This is a genomic window from Mesorhizobium sp. M1050, assembly GCF_040318715.1.
Lineage (GTDB): Bacteria > Pseudomonadota > Alphaproteobacteria > Rhizobiales > Rhizobiaceae > Mesorhizobium.
In genome coordinates this window covers 146487-172537 of record NZ_JAMYMV010000008.1, presented here as the reverse complement: position 1 = coordinate 172537, position 26051 = coordinate 146487, and the positions used below count along the sequence as shown (strand labels likewise).

The following is a 26051-nucleotide window of genomic DNA, read 5'->3' as shown; positions in this document are numbered from 1 at the left end:
ATCGCGACAAGCTTCGACCTGCCGATAGGGCCGCCAGGACAAAAACATTCCTGACGATGCCAACGGGCAGAACGAAACGCAATTTACTCCGCGGCGAAATCACGCTTCTATCGCCCGGGTTTGAGCACCTGTCTGAAACGCATGGGGAGTTGCACGATGAAATTGTGGAGAACCATCCTGGCCGCCGCAGTGCTGTCACTGGCCGCCAGCACTTCCGCGTTTGCCGCGCGAACCGACCTGGTCATCGGCATCGCGCTCGAACCCCCACATCTCGATCCGACCGCAGGTGCTGCCGCGGCAATCGATGAGGTTCTCTACGCCAACGTATTCGAGGGCCTGACCCGCATCGGGCCGAATGGCGAAGTGCTGCCGGATCTGGCCGAAAGCTGGACCATTTCCGATGACGGCAAGGTCTACACATTCAAGCTGCACACCGGGGTGAAATTCCACGACGGCACCGATTTCGATGCTAGTGACGTGAAATTCTCGCTCGACCGTGCCCGCGCCGACAATTCGGTCAATGCGCAAAAGGGCCTGTTCGCGGCCATCGACACCGTCGAAATCGTCGACCCCGCAACGGTCAAGGTAACGCTCAAGAACCCGCAAGGCTCCTTCCTCTACAATATGGGCTGGGGCGACGCGGTGATCGTGGCGCCTGAGACGGCCGACACCAACAAGGAGAAGCCGATTGGCACCGGCCCGTTCAAATTCCAGAGCTGGGCCAAGGGATCCTCGATCACCCTGGTCAAATCGGACAATTACTGGGGCACGCCGGCGTCTCTCGACAAGGCTGAGTTCCGCATCGTTCCGGATGCCGCGGCCGCCGTGCCGGCGCTGCTCTCCGGCGATATCCAGGCCTTTCCCTTCTTTGATCCCGACAGCGTCGCGCAGGTCAAGGACGACCCGCGCTTCAAGGTGGTGATCGGCGCGACCGAAGGCGAAACCATCCTGTCGATCAACAACAAGAAGTCTCCCTTCGACAAATTGCAGGTGAGACAGGCGATCTCCTATGCGCTCGACCGCAAGGCGATCATCGACGGCGCCTCGGCCGGCCTCGGCGTGCCGATCGGCTCGCACATGTCGCCTGCCAACAAGGACTATGTCGACCTCACCGGCCGCTATCCGCATGATATCGCCAAGGCAAAGGAATTGCTGAAGGAAGCGGGGCTGGAGAACGGCTTCAAGGCGACGCTGAAATTGCCGCCGCCCGCCTATGCCAGGCTCGGCGGCGAGATCATCGCCTCCCAGCTTCGCGACGTCGGCATCGATCTGGAGATCATCCCGGTCGAATGGGCACAGTGGCTGGATCAGGTGTTCACCAAGAAGGACTACGACCTGACCATCGTCTCCCACACCGAACCCAACGACATCGATATCTATTCGCGCAAGGATTATTATTTCAACTACGACAATCCGGCCTTCGACAAGGTGATCGCCGATCTCGGCGTCACCTCCGACGAGGCCAAGCGCAAGGAATTGCTCGGGCAGGCACAGAAGATCCTGTCCGACGATGCCGTGGTCGGCTTCCTCTTCGAACTGCCCAAGGTCGGCGTCTGGGACGCCAAGCTGCAAGGCCTGTGGGAAAACGCACCCATCCAGGCCAATGATTTGACCAAGGTGAAGTGGAGCGAGTGAGGTTGCTGGCCAAAAGGCGACCCTTGCGTTCCTTCGCGCCCCCCTCTGCCCTGCCGGGCATCTCCCCCTCTAGGGGGGAGATTGCGCTCTCGCTGCTGCTTTCGCCAATCATCAACGCTGTATTTGTGCCACCGGCGCTGAAACTTCCAATCTCCCCCCTTGAGGGGGAGATGTCCGGCAGGACAGAGGGGGGCGCCGTAGAACGCTATCGTCACCTCTTGCCTGCCCCCGGCAAAACAGCGGTCGCCGACCTTCCATGACCGCCTATCTCCTAAAACGCCTCACCATCGCCATCGCCACTCTGATCCTGGCTTCCATGGTGGTATTCGCCGTGCTGGAGGTCCTGCCCGGCGATCCGGCACGGCTGATGCTGGGCTTGAACGCCAGCGCCGACCAGGTCGAACTGCTGCGCAACCAGATGGGCCTCAACGCACCAGTGGCCCTGCGCTATCTTCACTGGGCCGGCGGCCTGCTCAGTCTCGATTTCGGCCGCTCCTATACCTATTCGGTGCCGGTCATCGACCTGGTGCGCGAGCGGCTTGCCGTCTCGCTGCCGCTGGCGCTGATTGCGCTTGCGCTCTCCACCATGATCGCCATTCCCGTTGGCCTGTTTTCGGCCAGCCGGCATGGGCGCGTCGGTGACACGATTTCCATGGGCGCCGCACAGCTTGGCGTCGCCGTGCCCAATTTCTGGTTCGCCCTGATGCTGATCTATGTGTTCGCCGTCTGGCTGCGGCTGGTTCCGGCCGGCGGCTTTCCCGGCTGGAGTGCCGGCATCTGGCTGGCGCTGAAATCACTACTGCTGCCGGCGGTTGCACTTGCCTTGCCGCAAGCCGCGATCCTGGCGCGCGTCACCCGCTCGGCGCTGATCGAGGTGTTGAACGAGGATTATATCCGCACCGCCCGCGCCAAGGGCTTGCCCTATCGCGCCGTCCTGTGGCGGCACGCGCTGCGCAACGCGATGATCCCGGTGCTGACCATCCTGGGCCTGCAATTCGCCTTCCTGCTCGCCGGTACCATCATCATCGAGAATGTCTTTTACCTGCCCGGCCTCGGCCGGCTGGTGTTCCAGGCAATCACCCAGCGCGACCCGATCGTCGTCGAAAGCGTCGTCATGCTGCTGGTCGCCGCCGTCATCGCCGTCAACCTTCTCGTCGACCTTTCCTATGCGGTCGTCGATCCGCGCCTGAGAACCCGGCAATGACGCTGCACATCGACATTCCCGAAGAGACCTTCGGCACCATCCTGGCCAAGGCATTCAGGAACACCGCCTTCGTTGCCGGTTTCGTCATCACCGTGCTGATCCTGGCAATGGCAGTCGTCTCCTATGCCTGGACGCCCTACGACGTCACGAAACTGTTGATCTCAGACAAGACGCAAGCACCCTCGCTGGCGCACTGGTTCGGCACCGACCATTTCGGTCGCGACATCCTGTCGATGGTCATGGTCGGCGCACGCAATTCGATTGCCGTGGCGCTGGTCGCTGTGGGCATCGGCATGGGGGTCGGCGTGCCGCTCGGCGCCTTTGCCGCGGCACGCGGCGGCCTCGTCGACGAGGCGCTGATGCGGCTGAACGATCTCGTCTTCGCCTTCCCGGCACTGCTGTCGGCGATCATGATCACCGCTATTTTCGGGCCCGGCGCCGTCAACGCCATCATCGCCATCGGCATCTTCAACATACCGGTCTTTGCCCGTGTCGCCCGGGCCGGCGCGCTGGCGATCTGGCCGCGCGAGTTCATTCTTGCCGCGCGCGCCGCCGGCAAGAGCAGCACGCAGATATCCATCGAACATGTGCTGCCCAACATTGCCACGCTGCTCCTGGTGCAAGGCACCATCCAGTTCGCGCTGGGCATCTTGGCGGAGGCCGGGCTTTCCTATCTGGGCCTGGGCGCCCAGCCGCCAATGCCGAGCTGGGGCCGCATGCTGTTCGACGCGCAGACCCGGATGGTGGTGGCGCCATGGATGGCGATCTTTCCGGGCATGGCGATCGTCGTCACCGTGCTGGGGCTGAACCTCCTGGGCGACGGTATCGCCGACATTCTCGATCCAAAATCGCGGCGGCAGCGATGAGCCTGCTCGACATCAAGAACCTTTCGCTGACCATCGGCGACACGCCGATCCTCAAGGGTATGGAACTTTCCGTCGCGCCCGGCGAAGTGATGGGCCTGGTCGGCGAATCCGGCTCGGGCAAGTCGATGACCGCGCTGACGGTGATGCAGCTTCTGCCCCATGCCGCGCGCGCTACCGGACGCGTCACATTCGACGGCATCGACCTCCTCGCAGCAACAGAGGACCAGATGTGCGCGCTGCGCGGCGATGACATCGGCATGGTGTTCCAGGAGCCGATGACGGCGCTCAATCCGGTCAAGACCATCGGCGAACAGGTCGCCGAAGGCATTCGCTGGCATACCAAGGCAAGCCGCGCCGAAGCCGAAGACCGGGCGCGAAAAATGCTCGACCGGGTCGGCTTGCCCTCGGCGAAATTCCCAATGTCGCGCTATCCGCACGAACTGTCGGGCGGCCAGCGCCAGCGCGTCGTCATCGCCATCGCTTGTGCGCTGAAGCCGAAGCTCCTGATCGCCGACGAGCCGACCACGGCTCTCGACGTGGTGCTGCAGGCCCAGATCCTCGACCTCCTGCGCGACCTCGTCGCCGAGAGCCGCATGGGGCTGCTGCTGATCTCGCACGACCTTGCCGTGGTGACCGAGATGGCGGACCGCATCACCATCCTGCGCCGCGGCGAGGTAATGGAAACCGGTGACACGGCGCGCACGCTGTCCGAACAACTCCATCCCTACACGCGACAGCTGGCGCAGGCCTCGATCCATGTGCCGGCGCGCTCGAAGCCGCATGGTCTCGAGACGGGCCGACCTTTGCTCCAGGTCGAGGGCGTGACCCGCGACTATGCCGGTCGGCGCACCTCGCTATTCAGGCGAGCGCCTGATATCCGCGCCGTCGACCAGGTGTCCTTGTCGATGGCGCCGGGTCAGTCGGTGGCGCTGGTCGGCCGCTCCGGCTGCGGCAAGTCAACGCTCGCCCGCATGATCCTGGCGCTGGACCGGCCAAGCTCGGGCACCATCCGGTTTCGCGGCGAAACCATCACCGGCAAGAGCGAAGCCGAGCTGAAGCCGGCGCGTCGTGACATGCAAGTCGTTTTTCAAGACCCCTACGGATCCTTCGACCCGCGCCAGAAAGTCGAGAAACTGGTCGCCGAACCCCTGCATGTGCTGGACAAGAAGCCGAGGCGCGCCGAGCGCCGCGAGATGGTGGCGCATGCGCTGCATGAAGTCGGCCTCGACCAGCGCGACATGGACAAATACCCGCACGAGTTTTCGGGCGGCCAGCGCCAGCGTCTTTCGATCGCCCGGGCCATCATCACGCGGCCGAAACTGGTCGTCGCCGACGAGCCGGTCTCGGCTCTCGACGTTTCGATCCGCGCCCAGATCCTCGATCTGTTCGCCGAGCTCAACCAGAAGCTCGGCATCGCCTATCTGTTCATAACCCACGATCTGACCGTCGCCCGCGCCATCACGGACGAGGTGCTGGTCATGCATGACGGCAAGATAGTCGAGCGCGGCAAGACCAGCGAGGTGCTCGACCACCCGCAGTCCGAGGCGGCCAAGGTGCTTGTCAGTGCCGCTCCTGATTTGCACCGGGCGATTGCAAAACGGATGCGCGAGCAGGGTTAATGCATGTCGCCCAAAGTGGCCCCGGTTTTGGGAGAACGACATGCACAAAGCAAAACCTCTTAGACCATCTGGAATTTTCCGGTGGCCTTGAATCGGAGGTAGGCGTCGATGCTGCGCGCCATGTTGGGTAGCATTTCAGGCAAGCCGTCGGGCGCGAACCAGCCGACAGCGGTGCTCTCGTCATCGGCGACCGCCGGCTCGCCTTCAAACGAGCGCGTATAGAACATCAGCGCGAAGAACTGAGCGCGGTCGCCATTCGGAAACTGGAAGGTTTCATAGTGCGGGTCGCAGCCGAACCCGAATGGTTCGACATCACTGACGATCAACCCGGTTTCCTCGAGTACCTCTCGGATCACCACCGCTTCCAGGCCCTCGCCTTCCTCGGCATTGCCGCCAGGCAGGCCCCACAGGCCAAAATCGGTCCGTTTCTGCAACAGGATGCGGCTGTCGGCGAGTTCGATGACGATGCGCGCACCCGGCATCAACACCAGACGGCTTCCGATCAACGCCCGCAATTGTCCCAGATAGCTGTCGGCAAAGGCCATTTGAATACTCCCTTTGACGTCAGCGAACCGTTGCCCAGGCAATGCCTAGCCTTCCGGCTTCACCAAATCGACCGGGTTGATATCGAGCAGGTCGAGCGTGCGGCGCAGCAGGCGCACCTCGCTCTCGGCCAGTTGGGAATCCGCCTTGGCGATGTCAGCCATATGACGGGCCAATTGCTTGCGTCGTTCGATGTCGAGATCACGGAACAGAGCAATTGCTTGCGAGCCATTGGTCTCGTAGCCGAACTCGTTGAGATATTGGATGACGCTGTCGACGCTGGTTTCCGCAATTCCGAAGGCGTCCTTGCAGATGCGCCGGAAGGCCACCATCTCGCTCTCACTGACCGACCCGTCGGCCAGGATCATGCGAAACAGCATCAATAGTTCCGCCGACAGAACCGGATCGTCCGCCACCTTGCGCACGCCCGGGTCGCCGTCGAAGATCTGACGTATCTGGTCCAGCAATGCGAACGACATCATGGTCCCTTTCCGATTCCTCTTCATAGAGGTAGCGCGGAATCGGTCTTGCGCAAACAGGGCGGTCGTGGTCGAACGCCGGACATCTCAGCCGACCGAGCCCCTCCATACATCAGATGATCGACCTTAGCATCCAGACCGTTGCCATGCTCGCCTTCGCCGGCTTTGCTGCAGGCTTTGTCGACTCGATCGCCGGCGGCGGCGGACTGATCACCATTCCAGCACTGCTGCTTGCCGGTTTCTCGCCGGTCGAGGCGCTTGGAACCAACAAGCTCCAAGGCATGTTCGGCTCCGGCTCGGCGACCATTCACTACGCGTCGAAGGGTCATGTGGACCTGCGCCGGCAATTGCCATCGGCGCTTTTGGCCCTTGTCGGAAGCGCCATCGGCGCCTTGCTGGCAACGATCGTGCCGGGTGACATTCTGCGGGCTGCCTTGCCCATCGTGCTGATCGCCATCGCGCTCTACTTCGCTTTCAAACCCAACATGAACGACGTCGACCGCGCCGAGCGCCTGTCGCCGTTCGTGTTCGGATTGACCCTGGTGCCGGCAATTGGCTTCTACGATGGCCTGTTCGGACCAGGCGCCGGCTCCTTCTACATGCTGGCCTTCGTGGCACTTGCCGGCTACGGCGTGCTCAAGGCGACAGCGCATACCAAATTGCTCAACTTCGCCTCCAACATCGGCGGCTTCATCGTCTTCGCCGCCTTCGGCGTCGTCTATTGGAAGATCGGCCTGATGATGGGCATTGCCCAGTTCCTCGGCGCCCGCGTCGGCGCGAGTCTCGCCATGCGCATCGGCGCAAAACTGATCAAGCCGCTGCTGGTGATCGTGTGTCTGGCGCTTGCGCTGAAACTGCTGGCCGACCCGGCGAACCCGCTGCGGGCCCTGATTGGTGTGTGATCATACGCCTGATAGACTGCCGCTGTTCGAATCATGTTGCGAGGAGCCAAACATGAATCTTAGCGCACCTACCCAGATCGTTTTTATCATTTCCGTTGTTATCGCCATCATCGGCGTTCTCGCCGCGCTTGGCATTCTTGCGTTCATTCCACTTGCATCGGTGTGGATTGTTCTTATCGCTTTCATCGTGCTTGCCGGCGGGTGCCTGATGCGCGGCGCCTGCCAATTTCATTTGACGGGGGCACGTGGCGCGCCCGGCAAAACGCCGGGCGCTTTTGATTCGGGCCATGGGTCTGCTAGATTTGCCTTGGCGCAAATGGCCGATGCCAGCCGAGATGCAACCCCAGCACGAGCAGGACCGAACCGTCGCCGGGCGGATCCCGCGGAGTGCAACGGAGCAGAATTCTGTACCGCTGCAACGCTTTGAAGTCGCGGCATGGAATATCGGCTCTGCGCTGCGTCGCTTCCCTTCTTGGCCCGCCCGTGGATGACGAAGCGATGGGCGAATCTACCGCGCCAGCGCAAAGATTGCGTCGCAGTCGAGATGGGTCTCCAGCTCGGTTGCGACCTCGTCCAGCGCGCGCTCGACCTCGGCTCGATAGTCGATGCCACCGCCCTTGATGCCGAGGCTTTCGAGGAATTTCCCGCGAAAGCCGTCGGCACCAAACAGGCCATGCATATAGGTGCCGATCACCTTGCCATCGGCCGAGACTGCCCCGTCATCGACGCCATTGATGACTGCGGACGGCCGGAGCGTATCTGGCCCGGTGGTGCGGCCAAGATGGATTTCATAGCCTTCGAGCGGCAGGTCGAACGGCACCGAACGGGCGCTGACATTGCGTACGGTCTTCTCCGGTTCCATCACCGTTTCGACGTCGAGAAGGCCGAGCCCTTCGGCTTCGGTGATGCTGCCTTCGATGCCGTCGGGATCGCGCACCATATGGCCAAGCATCTGAAAACCACCGCAGATACCGACGACATGGCCGCCACGCTTGCGATGCGCGAGAAGGTCGCGGTCCCAGCCGTTCTCGCGGAATTTTATGAGATCGCCAATCGTCGATTTCGAGCCTGGGATAACCACCAGCCCCGCGTCTTGCGGCAACGGCTTTCCCGGTGGAACGAACACCACCTCGACCTGCGGTTCGGCCTTGAGCGGGTCGAGATCGTCGAAATTAGCGATGCGGCCAAGCATCGGCACGGCCACCCTCAGCGCGCGCGCCTCACCGGACGCCAGCCGTTCCAGCACGACAGAATCCTCCGAAGGCAAACGTGCCGCCGCCTTCAGCCACGGAACGACGCCAAAACAGCGCCATCCCGTGAATGTCTCGATTGACCTGATGCCGTCATCGAACAGCGAAACATCGCCGCGGAACTTGTTGATGAGATAGCCGACGATCATGCGCCGGTCCTCTTCCGGCAGGATCAGATGCGTACCGGCGACCGAAGCGATGACGCCGCCGCGATCGATATCGCCGACCAGCACCACTGGCACGTCGGCGCGCGTGGCAAAGCCCATATTGGCGATGTCGTGGCTGCGCAGGTTGATCTCGGCCGGCGAGCCGGCACCCTCGACGATGACGAGATCGGCGCCCTCGCCAACCTTGTCCCAGGAGTCCAGAACGGCATCCATCAGTTGGCCCTTCATCACCTGGTAGTCGCGCGCCCGCGCTTCGCCGAATACCTTTCCCTGCACGATGACCTGCGCGCCGACATCGGTCTGCGGCTTGAGCAGTACCGGGTTCATGTGGACCGATGGGGCGACGCCGCAAGCCATCGCCTGTAGCCATTGGGCACGGCCGATCTCGCCGCCGCCATGGTTGTTGTCGCCCGGAATGTCGGCGACGGCAGCATTGTTCGACATGTTCTGCGGCTTGAATGGCCGCACCTTCAGCCCACGCTTTTTTGCCGCGCGGCAGAGGCCGGCGACCAGAACCGTCTTGCCGACATCCGAACCCGTGCCTTGCAGCATGATCGCCCTGGCCATCAGCCCCTGCCCTGCGTCACGGTTCCGGTGATGCTCGATTTCTGCGCCAGCGGCCCGCCGCGCCAGATGTAGAGCGCCAGCAACGGCTCTTTGCCGGTGCGCATGGCGTGATTGACGTTGAAAGCGTGGTGGACGACCTCGCCGGCCATACGCGGGCAAAAAGCGCTCTCGCCCATGCGCCATTCGGTGCCACCGGTCAGCGGAATGTAGATTTCCTCGGCAACATGATGGTGGTCGGGATAGACGATGTCGGGCCCAAGGATCAGCAGGCCGGCGGCGACCTCGTCATTGGCGAAGTGGCCTCGCGTGCCGAACACTTCGAGCCAGCCGTAATTGTCGATGAACTCTTTTCCGAAATCCGCCTCGCTGTAGGTCTGCCCGCAGCGGAAATCGTTCCGATGCTCGGCAAGCAGCCGCACCAGCGGCTTGGCATCCGGCGGCGCCAGTTCCACGACGCGATCGAGATGGCGCAGGCAGGCAAGCGGATGCGGCTCCAGCGTGCGGGCGGGCATGTCCCAGCCGATCCGCGCCACGGCATCGCGCACCAGGGCGTGATCGACGGACGCAAGGTATGCGTGGAACTGCCCCAGCAAATCATCGAATTTTGTCGTCACGTCATGCTCCGGACAGGCATTGATGCACAGCCGCTCCCCAAATGGGCGGTTGATGGGTCGGGTTGCGCGGCGGCATCATTGGTCTAGATTGGGGCGCGCGCAAAGCCAAAAACGACGGGCCAGCGGGCTAGCTGGGCCAGCACATAGGGAGCACGCCAATGGACGCCTCGGTCGATGCGAGCACCAGCCAGTTCGAACTCAATGAGGAACAGCGCGCCATCCAGGAGATGGCGCAGGCCTTCGCCGCCGACCGCGTCGCGCCGAATGCACTCGACTGGGATCGACGGAAACACTTTCCCGCCGATGTGATCCGCGAGACCGGGCCGCTTGGCCTCGGCGGCATCTATATCAGGGACGATGTCGGCGGTTCGGCGCTGGGCCGGCTCGATGCCGTGCTGATCTTCGAGGCGCTTTCGCACGCCGATCCAGCCTTTTCGTCCTTCATCTCGATCCACAACATGGTGGCCTCGATGATCGACCGTTTCGGCAATGAGGAACAGCGCCAGCGCTTCCTGCCGAAACTTACCTCGATGGAATGGCTGGCGAGCTACTGCCTGACCGAGCCGGGCTCGGGCTCCGATGCCGCGGCGCTCAAGACGCGCGCGGTCAAGAGCGGCGGCGACTATGTCCTCAACGGCACCAAGCAGTTCATCTCGGGCGCAGGCGACAGCGATGTCTACGCCGTCATGGTGCGGACCGGTACTGAGGGGCCGAAAGGTATTTCCACCATCGTCGTGCCGAAAGATGCACCGGGCCTCTCCTTCGGCGCCAACGAGCACAAGATGGGCTGGCACATGCAGTCTACCCGCCAGGTCATCTTCGAGGATTGCAAGGTGCCGGCGGAGAACCTTCTGTCGGGCGAAGGCGCCGGCTTCGGCATTGCCATGGCGGGCCTCGACGGCGGCCGGTTGAACATCGCCGCCTGTTCGCTTGGCGGCGCACAGTCGGCGCTCGACAAAGCGCTTGCCTACACCGCCGAGCGCAAGGCCTTCGGCTCGAAGATCAATCAGTTCCAGGCCTTGCAGTTCAAGCTGGCCGACATGGAGACCGAGCTACAGGCGGCGCGCATCTTCCTTTATGCCGCCGCCTCGAAGCTCGACCGCAAGGCGCCGGATGCCGGCAAATGGTCAGCGATGGCCAAGCGCTTCGTCACCGACACCGGCTTCAATGTCGCCAACGACGCGCTGCAACTGCTCGGCGGTTATGGCTACCTGCACGACTACGGCATCGAGAAGCTGGTGCGGGACCTGCGCGTGCACCAGATCCTCGAAGGCACCAACGAAATCATGCGCGTCATCATCGCGCGTGCATTAATTGGAAGGCAGTAGGCAGTAGGCAGTAGGCAGTAGGCAGTAGGCAGTAGGCAGTGAGATGACCGGCAAGATCAATTCATACAAGGATCTTATCGTGTGGCAGCAGGCGATGGACCTGGCTGTCGCCACCTATTCCTTGACCAAGGTATGGCCCAAGGAAGAATTATACGGGTTGACCAGCCAAATCCGCCGTTCAGCGACCTCGATCCCTGCAAACATCGCCGAAGGTTACGGTCGAGATAACAGAGGCTCTTATCAGCAATTTCTCAGAATAGCCCAAGGCTCGCTGAAGGAGTTCGAGACACACCTCCAGATCGCCGAACGCATTGGCCTTGCCACGCATGATCAAGCTGATCATTTGCTGACATCCACCGAGGGCATCGGCAAAATGCTTCGCCAACTCATTGTCAGACTTAAGCCGGAATAGACAACCCTACTGCCTACTGCCTACTGCCTACTGCCTACTGCCTACTGCCTACTGCCTAGCACAAATCACGGAGCACCACGATGACCACCATCGCCTTCATCGGCCTCGGAAACATGGGCAATCCGATGGCCGCCAACCTGGTCAAGGCGGGGTATGCCGTGCACGGCTTCGACCTGGTGCCGGAGAACCTTACCGTCGCGCGCGAGCATGGCGTGGTCGTCATGGCCAACGCACCGGCTGCGGTGAAGGGCGCCGAGGTGGTGATCACCATGCTGCCAGCCGGCAAGCACGTGCTATCGGTCTATGAGGACATCGCGCCCAAGGCGAAAGAAGGCACGTTGTTCATCGATTCCTCGACCATCGACGTTGAATCGGCGCGCAAGGCGCACGCCATTGCCGCCAAACACGGCCTGCTGTCCATCGATGCACCCGTCTCGGGCGGCACGGGCGGTGCCGCGGCCGGCACGCTCACCTTCATGGCCGGAGGCTCCGGCGATGCCTTCGCCGCAGCCGAGCCGGTCCTGAAGCCGATGGCTGGCCGCATCGTCCATTGCGGCGGCGACGGCGCCGGACAGGCGGCAAAGATATGCAACAACATGATCCTTGGCGTCTCGATGATCGGTGTCGCCGAAGCCTTCGTTCTGGCGGAAAAGCTCGGCCTCTCGCACCAAGCACTGTTCGATGTCGCCTCGACCTCGTCGGGGCAATGCTGGTCCTTGACCGCCTATTGCCCGGTGCCCGGCCCTGTGCCGACTTCGCCCGCCAACAGGGACTACAAGCCAGGGTTTGCAGCGGCACTGATGCTGAAAGATCTGAAATTGTCCCAGGAAGCAGCACAAAGCGCGGGTGCGGTGACGCCGCTTGGCGCCGAAGCAGCCCAGCTCTATGCCTTGTTCAACGCCCAGGGACATGGCGGCGCCGATTTCTCCGGCATAATTAATTTTCTACGCGGCAATCCAGCGTAACCAACGGACTTGGCAGGCTTTTTCCGATTTCCTTCGGCAGAAAAAATGCAAATTTAGATTTGCTTAAGCTCTCGATAACTCTGCGGTAACGATGTTCCTATAAAACGGATTGCGAGGCGGACATATCGCATCCGCCCGGCGCTCCGGATCAGGTCTCGCGTACCGGAGCCTGTAAGTTTCGACAAATGCCGTAGGTTTCGCAAAGTATTTGAGTAGCGAAGCGCCATGCGTATCTGGCAAAGCCGCGTTCCCGATGGAGCGCGGTTTTTGCGTTTCCGCCAGTTTATCCGCACCGTCTGGTTTTATATTCCGATTGCCGCATTCGGGATCGGGACATGATCTTCGTTGATCAGCACGATCGGTGCATCGGCCCCCTCGACCCTGACGACCAGCAGGCGCAGGCTCCACGTGCCGGCAGCGCGGACTGCGGTTGAGTAGGCAGTGCCTTTGCCCATGGCGCCGTGGACCGGAATGCTGAACCGAGCGTCGCCAGAACCATTCGCATTGATATTGAGATGGCCACCGACCCAGAAACTGTCGGCCACATCATCACCGAGCGCGGCCTTCACGCGATCGTCGGCGCGAAGGCTGTCCATGGTGATATGATAGGCATCGCTGCCTTTCAGGACGTAAGGGATGCTGCCGACCATCGTCGCACAACCGCCGATCCCGACCACCCACACGACAACGCCGGCTATTGCCCAGTTGCGTTGCGTCTTGCGAAACTGTTCCGCGTCGCGCCAGGCGCGGTTCCGCCAGGCCCAGCGACTGCCGCGTGCACCCAACACGATGATCATGATGATGTTGACGAACGGGATCAGCGCCAGTAGCGCGATGAAGGTGCTGTTGCCGATGCCCCAGATCCAGTTGAGGAAGAAGGCGCCCCAGTTCCAGCGGTCGAGTTCGGCTGGAATTTCAGCCGGCTGGTTGAGCGGTTGTCCGGCCATCGTGTCCCCCATCGGTAATTGTACCGACTGGTTCTAGCGCATGCACTCCTCGATGCGCAAAATCAAAGTTCCGCAACCTCGATCAGGTCTTGTTGGACAGTCGGCGAAAATTCGCCTTCACGGCACGGCTTGCCGGCTTCAGCGCAGCGCTAATCGAGCGTTCCGCCGCAACACCGTTGAACAGCGACGGCGTGCGACCGGAAAAGACCTCGGGCCAGAACCGCGATGCCGACTGCAGGAAAGACATTTGCGCCGCAAACGCGCCTTGGGCCATGGCGGCGGTCTTCTCGTTTACCGCACGCGCCGTCTCCGTGCCCCATGGCTGGCTGCTCCCGCCATCCATGGCCATCAGAGGCAGCCGCATCATCGCCACCAGCGGCGCCAGCATCAGATCACCGCCGATGCTGGCCGCTTCTTGCGTCCGTCGGCTCTTGCCGATCTTTCTCATCCAGACAAACCCCTTGTCGCGGCCGAATCAGCCGCTGCCCCACACACTACGCGATGGGGATGCATTTCGTTCACTCGCCGCTTGATCATGTTGTCGAGACCGGGCGCTACTGCCGAGGAACGCCCGGTCGGGGCTCGAGCCCTACCGCTTGCGCAGATCGGCTTGCGCCAGAGCCAGCGCCTTCGAGATGCGGTCGCAGGCCATGTCGATCGTATCGCGGGTCCAGATCAGCGGCGGCGACAGGATCATCGTGTCGCCGGTGGCGCGCAGCATCAAGCCGTTGGCAATCGCATGATCACGCACGGTCACTGCCGCGCTTCCCGCCGGCAGGAACCGCTCCTTGGTCGCCTTGTCCTTGACGATCTCGATCGCGCCCATAAGCCCGATCGAACGCACCTCGCCGACCAGATCATGCCCGGCAATGCGCTCCTGCAACGCCTTTGCGAAATAGGGGCCGGTATCGTTCCGGACGCGGTCGACCAGCCCTTCCCGCTCGATGATCTCGAGGTTCTTCAGCGCCACGGCGCAGGCCACCGGGTGGCCGGAATAGGTGTAGCCGTGATTGAACTCGCCGCCCTTCTCGACCAGCGTCGAGGCTATGCGGTCGCCGACCAGCAATGCCGACAGCGGCTGATAGCCCGAGGTCAGGGCCTTGGCCGTGGTGATCGTGTCCGGCTCGATGCCGAGCGTTTGCGCGGCGAACCACTCGCCGGTGCGGCCATAGCCGGTGATGACCTCGTCCAGCATCAGCAGGACATCATATTTGCGGCAGATGCGCTGCACCTCCGGCCAGTAGCTGACCGGCGGAATTTTCACACCGCCTGCTCCCATGACCGGCTCGCCGATGAAGGCAGCAACCTTGTTGGCGCCGGCTTCGAGGATCGCAACCTCGACAGCCCCGGCCGCGCGCAAGCCGAAATCATGATCGCTCTCGCCCGGCAGCGCCAGCTCATAGGCATAGGGCATCATCACATGGACGATGTTGGGCACCGCACCGCCGAGCTGCTTGTGCATGGCATCCATCCCGCCGAGCGAGGTGCCGGCAACGGTCGAGCCGTGATAGGCCATCTTGCGCGAGATGATGCGGTTCTTCTCCGGCTTGCCTTCCAACACCCAGTAATGGCGCACAAGGCGCAGCGCCGTGTCGTTGGCTTCCGAACCGGACGAACCGTAGAACACCTGGCTGACGTTCTTCGGTGCGATTTCCGCCAGTTTTTGTGACAACAGCACCGGCGTCGGCGTCGAACATTTGAAGAAGGAGTTGTAGTAGGGCAGCTCCTTCATCTGGGCATAGGCTGCCTCGGCCAGTTCGTCGCGCCCATAGCCGACGTTCACGCACCACAGCCCGGCCATGCCGTCGAGGATTTCAGCCCCCTCGGAATCATAGATGAACGGCCCATTGGCGCGGGTGATGATACGCGAGCCGACTTCGCGCAGTTCCCTGTGATCGGTGAACGGATGCAGATGATGCGCGGCATCGATCTGCTGAAGCTGCTTCAGCGAATAATTCTGATAAGTCATGGATCTGATCTTTCCTCTGGATTCTATCCGGCCCAAGCCGGGGCGAATGCGTCAGAGGCAGACAGGTGGCGAATAACCGATGCGGGCGCACAGCCGCAAAAGCTCGGCGCGCAGCGTGCGCGGTGACGGTGTCACCGCGACCCGCAATGCGCGAAGCCCGAATGCGCCAGCCAATGTCCCTTCGAGAGCCATGGATGGCACCTTAGAGCAATTTCGGGAAAAGTGTGAAACGGTTTTCCCGGAGGAAAGTGCGTAGTGCTCTTCCTCGGGAATTGCATCAAAATCTGCCGTCTATGCCGTTCCACCCAGCGCCCTTTGCAGGAAGACATATTTCATCGCCGTCTGCGCCGCCTGCGGCCGGCGGTCGCCTCGGCCGCCATGCCCACCCTCGGTCTCCTCGAAGAACATCGTCTTGGTATGACCGGCTTCCTGCAGACGGGCGGCCATCTTGCGCGCATGTCCGGGATGGACCCGGTCGTCGGCGGTCGAGGTGGTCAGCAAAACCGGCGGATAGGCAGCACCGGCATCGACATGCTGATAGGGCGAATAGGCGGAAAGCCACTTGGCGTCTTCCGGTTTCGACGGGTCGCCATATTCGGCCATCCAGGAAGCACCCGGCGGCAATTCAGTGTAGCGCAGCATGTCGAGCAGCGGCACTTCGATAATCACGGCGCCGAACAGTTCGGGGCGCTGCGTCAGGGAAACGCCTGTCAGCAGGCCGCCATTCGAACCGCCTTGGATGCCGAGCGAAGCAGCCGTGGCGATACCGCGTTTGACGACGTCCTGTGCTACTGCCGCAAAATCGTCGAAGCCGTTCTGGCGATTGCCCTTGAGCGCCGCCTGATGCCAGGCCGGGCCAAACTCGCCGCCGCCGCGGATGCAGGCCTGCACATAGGCGTTGCCCTTCTCCAGCCACAGCCTGCCGCGCACGCCGGCATAGCCAGGCAGCAACGGCACTTCGAAGCCCCCATAGCCATAGAGCAGCGTCGGCACCGGACTCTTCTGGTCGCGCCGCCTGACGACGAAATAGGGGATCATCGTGCCGTCCTTCGAGCGCGCCTCGAACTGTTCTGAGATCAGCGGCGAGGCATCGAAACGCGCCGGCTGAGACTTCACGGTTGCCAGTGTCTCGCCATTGTCGTCCGACCAGATGATCGAGCTCGGCGTCAGGAAATCGGTGAAGGAGAACGACACACTCGACCCGAACTGCTCGGCATGGCTGATGCCTACATTGCCGTTTTCGGGCAACGCGACCGGTTTCAGCGACCAGCCGCCCTCCTTGCGCTCGCAGACGACGACCTTGCCGCGCACATTGTCCATCAGGTTGATGAACAGCCGGTCCTGCGTGCGGGCAATGCCGGCGATGGACACCCGATATGCCGGCTCCAACACGGTTTCCACCGGACCGAGCGTAGCGGTCTCGACCCAGAGCGCCAGATCCAGCGAATAGAGGCCATCAGGCTTGCACAACGTGCCATCGGGCGCCGTCCACGGGCTGCGCAGGCCGAAGACGAGCTGATCCCTGAAGATCGCGGTGTCGGTCATGTCGTCCGGCAGTGGCAACTGTTTGTTTTCGCCGGACGGCAGCCGCAGGAAGATGTGCGAAGCGAAGAAATTCAGCGTCCGGGCCAAGATCAAATAGCGCCTGTCGCCGTCGAACTCGACAGCTGCGCCAACGGCGAGATCCTCTTTCTGCGCCTCGAAGATCGGTGTCACGTCTTCGAGCTTCGTGCCCCGCTTCCAGAGCTTGATCACGCGCGGATACCCGGACTCAGTCTTGTCGGCCTCCTCGAACGCCGCCGAAACGATGACCGTGTCCTTGTCCAGCCAGCTGAAACCCGACTTGGATGCGGGCGCGCGAAACCCACCTTCCACGAAGGATTTCGTTTCGATGTCGAATTCACGCATCTCGCTGGCGTCGCCGCCATCGGGCGACATACTCACCAGACAGCGATTGAAGTCCGGATAGAGTCGGCTTGCGCCTCCGAACACCCATTTGATCCCCTCTTTCGCCGCAAGCTGGTCGAAGTCGATGATCGTTTCCCAGTCGGGTTTTTCGGTTTTGTAGGAAGCAACCGTCGTGCGGCGCCAGAGGCCGAGCACATTAGTCTTGTCCTGCCAGAAATTATAGACATGGCCTTTGAGTGCTGCGCCGACTGCAATGTTGTCTTCGGCCGTCATCAGATCGAGCGCGGTCTGGAACGACGCCTGATAGGAAGGATCACCCTGCAGCTCGCCAACCGTGACCTCGTTCTGGCGATGCACCCAGTCAAGCGACTGCGCGGCTGTCCTGTCTTCCAGCCAGAGAAACGGATCGTTGGTCTCGGTGGCGGATCCTGGTTTTTGGATGGGCTTGGTCATGAGGTCTCCGATAAACGCGTCGCTTTGGGGATTGCCAACATCGATATGCTATGTCCGATATTCAATATGTTCGGCGCACAATTGAGGCTTTCCGCCGGCCAGCCAGGCTCGCGATGGCCAGCGCCAGGCACATCAGGCCGAGCGTGATCGGCAGCCCGCCGGCGCCCAGAATATCCATGGCGCCGCCCGCCAGCGGCGGCACGGCGATGCCGCCGACGCCCCACATCAAGGAGAATGCTGCGTTGCCGGCGACCAGTGTCGAGCCTGTGAAGCGCTCGCCGAGCTCGATGATCGACATCGTGTAGATGCCGTAGGAAACAGCACCCCAGACGAAAATCATCGGCCAGATCAGCGGCGTCTCGATGAGCAGCGGCAGAAGCACGCAGCCGAGCACCGTCAGCGCAACACAGGCAAGCCGCACCAGGTGTGCGGAAAGCCTTTCCGCCAGCAATCCGAGCGGCACCTGCATGGCGATGTTGCCGGCGATCATCACCGACAGCAGCGCCGACATGCGGGTCTCAGTGATGCCGTGATGAGTGCCATAGACCGGCAGCAGGGCCAGCGCGCCCTGTTCGAAACCGGCGGCCACGATGACGGCAAACAAAAGCAGCCACGCCAGCGGCACGAACCGAGGACGGAAACCTGATGCCCGGCCTCGTCGACCTTGGGCAAGCGCGGCAGAACCGAGGCCAGGCAGATGCCGCACAGCACGAAGGCGAAAATGCCGACGAGGAATGGCGGCCAGCCCTCCGTGCCAACGGCAAGCAGGCAAAGCGGCCCGGCCGCGAAACCGGCCGAGATGATCGTCGAGTAAACGCCCATGACGCGACCGCGTCGCGCCGGCGGCGCCAGCGCGATCACCCAGATCTCGCTCAGCACGTAAAGCGGATTGGTGACGACGCCGATCAGGAAGCGCAGCGGAAACCAGAGATAAACATTCTGCGTCCAGCCGATAAGCGCCAGCACAACCGCGGAAAGCGCGGCACAAATGAGCGCCGTGCGCCCTGCCCCGAACCGCCGCGCCAGCGACGGGATCAATGGCGACGACACGATGAAGCCGATCGGCGTCATCGCCGCCGAAAGGCCGATCATCGCCGGAGAAACGTCCTGACGCTGCAAGATAAAGCTCAACAGCGGATAGGACAGTCCCTGGGCGATAGCGAACACAGATACGGTTGCGATCACGCCGGTGATACCAGCCCACTGCATCGTCTCGTCGTTCGATTCCGCCAGGTTCATTGTGCGCACCGCTATCGGGGTTGCAGGATTATCGATTAGTTACGTGGTGGTAAGTCCCCGGAGGGCGAAAACCGCTTTGCTCCGTACGATGTCTGTCAGGCGGCGCGGCGCACGCGTGCACCGACCAGCCGCACCGCCACCCCTTGCGCCGCGCCGAACATGGCAAGTGCCGCGGTGAGGCCGGCAAGCGCTGGCCATTGCGTTGTCGCTTCGCTTTCGCTCGAGCCGGTCGCGACCATGCTGCTGTCCAAATGAATTGCGCTGGCCATCCGGCCAGCAAGCGCAACTAGCTACTGGTTCGATCCGGAGAACGGAAGGGCCGGAAAGCGAAATACGCTTGCGCCAACGGGGCAACGCATTTGGGCCGCGCAACTGCCGTTCCGGTATGTCGCTTCCCTAGCCCTAGTGGTCGCCGCCTCCGCAATGGCTGGACAGCCGCCGGTCCATTATGCCGCCCGCTACCGCATCCTATGAGGACCGCCATGACCGCCGCCTTACAACCAGCAGAACCGGCATTGGCCACCGACCGCGCCCGCCGCGGCGGCCGCGCCGGAAAGCGCGCCGGCGGCTCGGCCGCGTTCGAGCAGCCGGCTTTCCGCCAACTGAAAAACCCGCTGGCGCCGACCAGGCTGGTCTCCGACGACGAGCTGGAGTCGATCCACCTCGCTTCGTTGCGCGTGCTGCGGGAAATCGGCGTCGACGTTCTGCATGACGAAGCCCGCCGCATCATGAAGGCGCACGGCGCCGACGTGCGCGACGGCTCAGAGCGGGTGCGCTTCGACAGCGACATGATCCTGGATCTGGTGTCGCACTGCCCGTCGGAATTCACCATCCATGCCCGTAATCCGGCGCACAATGTGCGCTTCGGCGGCAACAATGTGATCATCTCGATGATGGCGTCGGCGCCCAATTGCTCCGACCTCGATCATGGCCGCCGGCCCGGCAATCAGCAGGACTACCGCAACTTCCTCAAGCTTGCGCAGATGCACAACATCCTGAACTGCACGGGTGGCTATCCGGTCGAGCCGACCGATATCCATCCGTCCGTGCGCCACCTCGAATGCATCCGCGATCTCAGCGTGCTCACCGACAAGGTGTTCCACATCTATTCGCTCGGCAAGGAGCGCAATGTGGACGGCATCGAGATCGCCAGGATCGCGCGCGGCATCAGCCCCGAGCAGCTGCTCGAAGAGCCGTCCGTCTTCACCATCATCAACACCAATTCGCCGCTCAAGCTCGATGTGCCGATGATGGAAGGCATCATCCAGATGTCGAGCAAGGGCCAGGTCGTCGTCGTGACGCCATTCACCCTGTCGGGTGCCATGGCGCCGGTCACCATCGCCGGCGCGCTGGTGCAGCAGAACGCCGAGGCACTGTCCGGCATCGCCTTCGCCCAGATGGTGCGCAAGGGCGCGCCGGTCGGCTATGGCGGCTTCACCTCCAATGTCGACATGAAGTCCGGTTCACCGGCCTTCGGCACGCCGGAATACATGAAGGCGCAGCTCGTCGGCGGCCAGCTCGCCCGCCGCTACAACATCCCCTACCGGACCTCCAACACCTGCGCCGCCAACACGGTTGACGCGCAGGCCGCTTATGAAAGCGTGTTCTCTCTGTGGGGCGCCATCCAGGGCGGCGGCAATCTGATGATGCATGCCGCCGGCTGGCTCGAGGGCGGCCTGCGCTGCTCTTACGAGAAGACCATTCTGGACATCGACCTGCTGCAGATGGTGGCCGAATTCCTGACCCCGCTCGACCTTTCCGAAGAGGCGCTCGGCTTCGACGCCATCCAGTCGGTCGGTCCCGGCGGCCATTTCTTCGGCACCCAGCACACGCAGGATCGCTACAAGACCGCCTTCTACTCGCCGATCCTGTCCGACTGGCGCAATTACGAGACCTGGGCGGAAGCCGGCTCGCCGACAGCGCTCGAAAAGGCCAACAAAGTCTGGAAGGAACGGCTTGCGTCCTACGAAGAGCCCTACATGGACCCGGCCATCCGCGAGGAACTCAACGCCTTCGTCGCCAAGCGCCGGTCCGAGGGCGGCGCGCCAACCGATTTTTGATCGTCTGTGTTGTTGATGAACAGTCGACCCCAACTCCGTCGAGCTGCGCTCGACACCTCTCCCCCAATCGACGGGGTAGAGGAAGGGCGCACGCCGCTCCCTCTCGATTCAACCTCTTCAAAAACGGACCTATCTAGATGAAATCTCATGTAAAAGCGGTTGTGATCGGCGGCGGCGTCGTCGGCTGCTCGGTTCTCTATCACCTGGCCAAGGCCGGCTGGACCGACATCATGCTGATCGAGCGCTCGGAGCTTACCTCCGGCTCGTCCTGGCACGCCGCGGGCGGCTTCCACACGCTGAACGGCGATCCCAACGTCGCCAAGCTGCAGGCCTATACGGTGCAGCTCTACAAGGAGATCGAGGAAATATCAGGCCAGTCCTGCTCGCTGCACCTGACCGGCGGCGTGATGATGGCCGATACGCCCGAGCGCATGGACTTCCTGCGCCTTGCCCACGCCAAGGGTCGCTATCTCGGCATGGACACCGAACTGATCACTCCGTCCGAAGCCAAGGCGATGTTCCCGCTGATGGACGAGACCAATTTCGTCGGCGCCATGTGGGATCCGGTCGAAGGCCATCTCGATCCGTCCGGCACGACGATCGCCTATTCCAAGGCGGCCAAGAAACTCGGCGCCGAGATCGTGCTGCGCAACCGCGTCGTCGAACTGACGCAGGAGGTCGACGGCACCTGGAATGTCGTCACCGAACAGGGCACGGTGAAGGCCGAGCATGTCGTCAATTGCGGCGGCCTGTGGGCGCGCGAGATCGGCCGCATGGTCGGTGTCGAACTGCCCGTGCTGGCCATGGAGCACATGTATCTCCTGACCGAGCCGATGCCGGAGGTCGAGGAATTCAACAAATCGACCGGCCGCGAGATGATCGGCGTGCTCGACTTCAAGGGCGAGATCTACACGCGCCAGGAGCGCAACGGTATCCTGCTCGGCACCTATGAGAAGGCCTGCAAGCCGTGGTCGCCGGTCAACACGCCGTGGGATTTCGGCCACGAATTGCTGCCGCCCGACCTCGACCGCATCGCGCCGTCGCTGGAAATCGGCTTCAAGCATTTCCCCGGCATCGAGAAGGCCGGCATCAAGCAGATCATCAACGGTCCCTTCACCTTCGCGCTGGACGGCAACCCGCTGGTCGGCCCAGTGCAGGGCCTGACCAATTTCTGGTGCGCCTGCGCCGTCATGGCCGGTTTCAGCCAGGGGGGCGGCGTCGGCTTGGCGCTGTCGAACTGGATGGTTCATGGCGATCCCGGCTTCGACGTATGGGGCATGGATGTCACACGCTTCGGCGAATGGGCCGGCTTGCGCTACACCAACGCCAAGGTGCGCGAAAACTATTCGCGCCGCTTCTCCATCCGCTTCCCCAATGAGGAACTGCCGGCCGCACGCCCGGCGCAGACAACGCCGCTCTACGACACCATGCTGGCCAACAACGCCGTCATGGGTGACTCCTGGGGTCTCGAGACACCGCTCTGGTTCGCACCGAAAGGCCAGGAGCCCAGGGATATCGTCTCATTCCACCGCTCCAACGACTTTGATCCGATCGGCGAGGAAGTGCGCGCCACGCGTGAGCGCGTCGGCGTCACCGAGATCGCCAACTTCGCCAAATACGAAGTGTCGGGACCGGCGGCTGAGAACTTCCTCAACCGGCTGATGACCAACCGCATGCCGAAGACCGGCCGCATCGTGCTGACGCCGATGCTCAACGAATTCGGCAAGCTGATCGGCGACTTCACCATCGCCAAGGCCGCTGAAGACCGCTTCATGATCTGGGGCTCATCGGCGGCGCAGAAATACCACATGCGCTGGTTCGAGAAGCATTTGCCGAAGGACGGGTCGGTGCGCATCCACCGCTTCGACCAGACGCTGGTCGGCCTGTCGATCGCCGGACCGAAATCGCGGGATTTGCTACAGAAGCTGGTCGATGTCGACATCTCGACCAAATCCTTCCGCTTCATGGATTTCCGCGAGATGGCGGTCGGCGGCGCGCCGTGCCTGGTCAACCGCATCACCTACACCGGCGATCTCGGCTATGAGATCTGGATGGCGCCGGCGTACCAGCGCCTCGTCTATCATCAGATCAAGGATGCCGGCGAGGAATTCGACCTCGTCGATTTCGGCATGCGGGCTCTGCTCTCCATGCGCCTGGAAAAGAATTTTCCGACCTGGTTCCGCGAGTTGCGGCCGATCTACGGACCGTTTGAAGGGGCGATGGACCGCTTCATCAAACTGGAGAAAAACGACTTCATCGGCCGCGAGGCAGCCGCCAAGGAACAGGCAGAAGGACCAAAACTGCGGCGCGTCTCCTTCATCGTCGATGCCGCCGATGCTGACGTCATGGGCGACGAGCCGATCTGGGCCAAGGTCAGCAAGGATTACGGCACGGTTGAAAAGCCGCATGGCTATGGCGCGCCGCGTTTCGACAAGGGCGGCAAGGAAATACGCGGCTCCAAGGCTGCCGAAGGTGCGTCCGCCGTGCGCGGCATCGTCGACGGCGAATGGCGCGTGGTCGGCTGGGTCACCTCAGGCGGTTATGCTCATTATGTCCAGAAGTCGATGGCGCAGGGCTATGTGCCGGCGGCTCTTGCCGAGGACGAAAGTGCCGGAGTGTTCGAGATCGAGATCCTCGGACATCGGCGCCCGGCCCGCATCAATGTCGAGGCGCCCTTCGACCCGAGCGGCGAGAAGATGCGGACCTGAGGTTCGACATGGACAGCGCGGGGCCAAAGGGCAGCTTTGGCCGGCATCGCAAGATCATGCCGTTCGAGCCGGGCTCGATCGAGGCGCTGCGCGACGCCTCCCGGCAGAAGGCGGCGGCGCTCAACCAGCATGTGCTGGGCTATGGCGCGCAGGCGGAGGCTGAATGGGCCGCGGCAGGCATTGCCGCTCCCGATCTGCTCGCCATGCGCCAATACCGGCTGGAGCGCATCCGCGCTGAACTGAAGCGCCGCGATTATGCCGGCGTCCTGCTCTACGACCCCGTCAACATCCGCTACGCCACCGACAGCACCAACATGCAATTGTGGGTGGCGCACAATCCGACGCGGCATTGCTTCGTTGCCACCGACGGACCGGTGGTGCTCTTCGACTATTTCTCCTGCGAACATCTGTCCGATCATTCCGGCATCGTCGACGAGGTTCGACCCGCTGTGTCGTGGATATACCTCTACAGCGGCGAGCTTACGGAGCAAAAGGTCCGCCGCTGGGCCGCCGACATCGCCGATCTGGTCAGGGAACATGGCTGCGGCAACAGCCGCATCGCCGTCGATCACATCAACCGCGAAGGCATCGACGAACTCGCGCGCCTTGGCGTCTCTATCGGCAATGGTGAAGCGGTGATGGAGAATGCGCGGCTGATCAAGTCGCCGGACGAAATCCTTGCCATGCGCCGCGCTATCGTCGCCTGCGAGGCGGCAATGGGCGAGATGGAACGGGCTCTGAAGCCTGGCATTTCCGAAAACGAGCTATGGGCGGAACTGCATCGCGGCAACATTGCGCGTGGGGGCGAATGGATCGAGACACGGCTGCTGACGTCGGGTCCGCGCACCAATCCGTGGTTCCAGGAATGCTCGTCACGCGAGATTGTATCAGGCGACCTCGTCGCCTTCGACACCGACCTGATCGGCCCCTACGGCTTCTGCGCCGACCTGTCGCGCACATGGCTATGCGGCGACGCAACGCCTACCAACGAACAGCGCGAGCTGTTCCGCATCGCGGCCGACCAGATTGAGCACAACACGCGATTGTTGCAGCCCGGCATGTCGTTCCGCGACCTCGTCGAGCACTCGGCGGTGCCACCGGGAGACAGCTACCCGGCTCGTTACGGCGTGCTCTATCACGGGGTCGGTCTGGCCGACGAATACCCGACCTTGCCGCATGCCGGCGACTGGACGTCGGATACGCCGGATGGCGCGCTGGAACCGGGAATGGTGCTGTGCGCCGAAAGCTATATCGGCAGGCTTGGCGGGCGCGAAGGCGTGAAGATCGAGCAGCAGATCCTCATCACTGAGACCGGCAACGAGCAGCTTTCAACCTATCCGCTTGACCAGCGGTTGCTCGGGTAGGCCGGCAAGCGCCTCGCGCAGTGAGGTTACCGTCTTTTCCGGTGTCGTTGCGGCGGTGATGTAAGGCAGGCCCTTGCGCCGTCTCGTCCAGCCAACGACCCTTACTTTTTGTGCTGCCGGCTCGAAGCGCTGCGCCAGCACCCAGCTCTCGCAGTCGATGGCCGCGACATCGGCCTTGCCCTCTGCAATTGCGACGATCGAGGAACGGTGCCCGCCGCTTTTGCTGCGCGAGGCAAAGAGGTCAAGGCTCTCGCCCATCGCCTCCAGGTCGCGCGTCAGTCCGATCAGGCCGGACATGGAATCGAGATTGTTGAAGGTGAAGCGCTTGCCGCGGATGCGATCGAGCGGGATCAGCGGGCCGCCGTCAGCTGGCGAGGCAACCGATGGCGCGCCATCCGCCAGCATGACGATGGCGCTGGAGTAGAGCTCGCCCTGCCCGCCTTCATAGCCGTCGTAGCTCGGCTGGCCGATCACCTGCACATGCCTGGACAGGCCAAGCTCCATCGGCCCCCAGCAGGTCTGCGCGAATAGCAGCGCCGGGTGCAGCCACAGTCTGTGAAAATCGAGTTCGTCCGGCGGCAATGTCACCGGGTCGGACGCGATCAGTGCTCCCTTGGCATCGTGAATGCCGCCCGGCACCGGCGGCAGGTCACCATTGCGCCGCACGATGGTTTCCGGCGCGTCGATGGCCTTTTGCCGGAATGCATCGCGCAATCCCGCCCATTGAGCGTCTATCTGGGCGCGCACTTCAGGCCAATCATACATCGGCAACGCAGCAACCAATTCACTCATGACCGAATCTGACCACTATGTCTGGACTGAAGGGAACCGATCCCAGCCAGTCAAGCAGGC

23 protein-coding genes and 1 pseudogene are annotated in these 26051 nt (G+C 62.6%); 12 read left to right on the top strand and 12 right to left on the bottom strand.

Annotated elements, in window-relative coordinates; translation table 11 throughout:
• Positions 1-156 precede the first annotated feature (156 nt).
• The 4 genes from NKH57_RS07710 (at position 157) to NKH57_RS07695 (ending at position 5324) form a co-directional block, all read left to right on the top strand.
• Positions 157-1635 (top strand): ABC transporter substrate-binding protein, encoded by a 1479-nt coding sequence (locus NKH57_RS07710; RefSeq protein ID WP_352943169.1) that lies wholly within the window; start codon positions 157-159, stop codon positions 1633-1635.
• A 256-nt stretch (positions 1636-1891) separates the two neighbouring features.
• A complete protein-coding gene (locus NKH57_RS07705; RefSeq protein WP_352943166.1) occupies positions 1892-2839 on the top strand; it encodes an ABC transporter permease in 948 nt (315 codons plus the stop codon).
• The gene (locus tag NKH57_RS07700) at positions 2836-3705 is read left to right on the top strand and encodes an ABC transporter permease (protein WP_352943163.1); all 870 of its coding nucleotides are present in this window, start codon (positions 2836-2838) and stop codon (positions 3703-3705) included. The genes NKH57_RS07705 and NKH57_RS07700 overlap by 4 nt, the downstream gene beginning before the upstream one ends.
• A complete protein-coding gene (locus NKH57_RS07695; protein ID WP_352943160.1) occupies positions 3702-5324 on the top strand; it encodes an ABC transporter ATP-binding protein in 1623 nt (540 codons plus the stop codon). Before NKH57_RS07700 ends, NKH57_RS07695 begins: the two co-directional genes overlap by 4 nt.
• Positions 5325-5383: 59 nt before the next feature.
• Here the strand turns inward: NKH57_RS07695 and NKH57_RS07690 are convergent, their stop codons facing one another.
• Both NKH57_RS07690 and NKH57_RS07685 read right to left on the bottom strand, forming a co-directional pair.
• The gene (locus NKH57_RS07690; RefSeq protein WP_352943157.1) at positions 5384-5869 is read right to left on the bottom strand and encodes an NUDIX domain-containing protein; all 486 of its coding nucleotides are present in this window, start codon (positions 5867-5869) and stop codon (positions 5384-5386) included.
• A gap of 45 nt (positions 5870-5914) precedes the next feature.
• Complete coding sequence (locus tag NKH57_RS07685; protein ID WP_352943191.1) at positions 5915-6346, bottom strand: TerB family tellurite resistance protein; 432 nt, start codon at positions 6344-6346, stop codon at positions 5915-5917.
• 116 nt (positions 6347-6462) lie between these two features.
• Between NKH57_RS07685 and NKH57_RS07680 the strand changes: the two genes are divergently transcribed.
• Positions 6463-7248, top strand: a complete 786-nt coding sequence (locus NKH57_RS07680) for a TSUP family transporter (protein WP_352943154.1) — start codon at positions 6463-6465, stop codon at positions 7246-7248.
• A gap of 52 nt (positions 7249-7300) precedes the next feature.
• Positions 7301-7675: a hypothetical protein gene (locus NKH57_RS07675; RefSeq protein WP_352943198.1), complete on the top strand. Its 375-nt coding sequence runs from the start codon at positions 7301-7303 to the stop codon at positions 7673-7675.
• Positions 7676-7756: 81 nt separating this feature from the next.
• On the opposite strand, the gene NKH57_RS07670 is transcribed toward NKH57_RS07675, so the two are convergent.
• Both NKH57_RS07670 and NKH57_RS07665 read right to left on the bottom strand, forming a co-directional pair.
• Entirely contained in the window at positions 7757-9232 is a 1476-nt protein-coding gene (locus NKH57_RS07670) for a cobyric acid synthase (protein WP_352943151.1), read from the bottom strand.
• Positions 9232-9846, bottom strand: coding sequence for a dimethylsulfonioproprionate lyase family protein (locus NKH57_RS07665; protein ID WP_352943148.1), 615 nt, complete (start codon positions 9844-9846; stop codon positions 9232-9234). The genes NKH57_RS07670 and NKH57_RS07665 overlap by 1 nt, the downstream gene beginning before the upstream one ends.
• A 158-nt stretch (positions 9847-10004) precedes the next feature.
• On the opposite strand from NKH57_RS07665, the gene NKH57_RS07660 reads away from it, so the two are divergent.
• The 3 genes from NKH57_RS07660 to mmsB all read left to right on the top strand — a co-directional run bounded on the left by NKH57_RS07660 (position 10005) and on the right by mmsB (position 12551).
• Positions 10005-11174, top strand: a complete 1170-nt coding sequence (locus NKH57_RS07660) for an isobutyryl-CoA dehydrogenase (protein WP_352943145.1) — start codon at positions 10005-10007, stop codon at positions 11172-11174.
• A gap of 43 nt (positions 11175-11217) precedes the next feature.
• Positions 11218-11586: a four helix bundle protein gene (locus tag NKH57_RS07655; protein WP_352834683.1), complete on the top strand. Its 369-nt coding sequence runs from the start codon at positions 11218-11220 to the stop codon at positions 11584-11586.
• Positions 11587-11666: 80 nt separating this feature from the next.
• Entirely contained in the window at positions 11667-12551 is an 885-nt protein-coding gene (mmsB, locus tag NKH57_RS07650; protein ID WP_352943141.1) for a 3-hydroxyisobutyrate dehydrogenase, read from the top strand.
• A gap of 302 nt (positions 12552-12853) precedes the next feature.
• Here the strand turns inward: mmsB and NKH57_RS07645 are convergent, their stop codons facing one another.
• The 7 genes and pseudogenes from NKH57_RS07645 to NKH57_RS07615 form a co-directional block, all read right to left on the bottom strand.
• On the bottom strand, positions 12854-13498 hold the full coding sequence (locus NKH57_RS07645) for a cytochrome c oxidase assembly factor Coa1 family protein (RefSeq protein WP_352943138.1): 645 nt from the start codon (positions 13496-13498) through the stop codon (positions 12854-12856).
• Between the two features lie 82 nt (positions 13499-13580).
• Positions 13581-13946 carry a hypothetical protein gene (locus tag NKH57_RS07640; RefSeq protein ID WP_352728537.1) on the bottom strand — a complete coding sequence of 122 codons (366 nt, stop codon included), beginning with the start codon at positions 13944-13946 and terminating at the stop codon, positions 13581-13583.
• A 141-nt stretch (positions 13947-14087) separates the two neighbouring features.
• Positions 14088-15467, bottom strand: coding sequence for an aspartate aminotransferase family protein (locus tag NKH57_RS07635; protein WP_352943133.1), 1380 nt, complete (start codon positions 15465-15467; stop codon positions 14088-14090).
• A gap of 51 nt (positions 15468-15518) precedes the next feature.
• Complete coding sequence (locus NKH57_RS07630; protein ID WP_084025154.1) at positions 15519-15659, bottom strand: capsid protein; 141 nt, start codon at positions 15657-15659, stop codon at positions 15519-15521.
• A gap of 99 nt (positions 15660-15758) precedes the next feature.
• Positions 15759-17828, bottom strand: coding sequence for a prolyl oligopeptidase family serine peptidase (locus NKH57_RS07625; protein ID WP_352943130.1), 2070 nt, complete (start codon positions 17826-17828; stop codon positions 15759-15761).
• Between the two features lie 61 nt (positions 17829-17889).
• Positions 17890-19067 (bottom strand): annotated as a pseudogene (locus tag NKH57_RS07620) (MFS transporter).
• Between the two features lie 95 nt (positions 19068-19162).
• On the bottom strand, positions 19163-19306 hold the full coding sequence (locus NKH57_RS07615) for a hypothetical protein (protein ID WP_352604984.1): 144 nt from the start codon (positions 19304-19306) through the stop codon (positions 19163-19165).
• Positions 19307-19549: 243 nt separating this feature from the next.
• On the opposite strand from NKH57_RS07615, the gene NKH57_RS07610 reads away from it, so the two are divergent.
• From NKH57_RS07610 to NKH57_RS07600, 3 genes are all read left to right on the top strand, one after another.
• Complete coding sequence (locus NKH57_RS07610; RefSeq protein WP_352728529.1) at positions 19550-21127, top strand: trimethylamine methyltransferase family protein; 1578 nt, start codon at positions 19550-19552, stop codon at positions 21125-21127.
• A gap of 137 nt (positions 21128-21264) precedes the next feature.
• The gene (locus tag NKH57_RS07605; RefSeq protein ID WP_352728527.1) at positions 21265-23835 is read left to right on the top strand and encodes a GcvT family protein; all 2571 of its coding nucleotides are present in this window, start codon (positions 21265-21267) and stop codon (positions 23833-23835) included.
• 8 nt (positions 23836-23843) lie between these two features.
• On the top strand, positions 23844-25199 hold the full coding sequence (locus NKH57_RS07600; protein WP_352943126.1) for a M24 family metallopeptidase: 1356 nt from the start codon (positions 23844-23846) through the stop codon (positions 25197-25199).
• On the opposite strand, the gene NKH57_RS07595 is transcribed toward NKH57_RS07600, so the two are convergent.
• Positions 25164-25991, bottom strand: a complete 828-nt coding sequence (locus tag NKH57_RS07595) for a phosphate/phosphite/phosphonate ABC transporter substrate-binding protein (protein WP_352728523.1) — start codon at positions 25989-25991, stop codon at positions 25164-25166. The genes NKH57_RS07600 and NKH57_RS07595 overlap by 36 nt on opposite strands.
• Between the last annotated feature and the right edge of the window lie 60 nt (positions 25992-26051).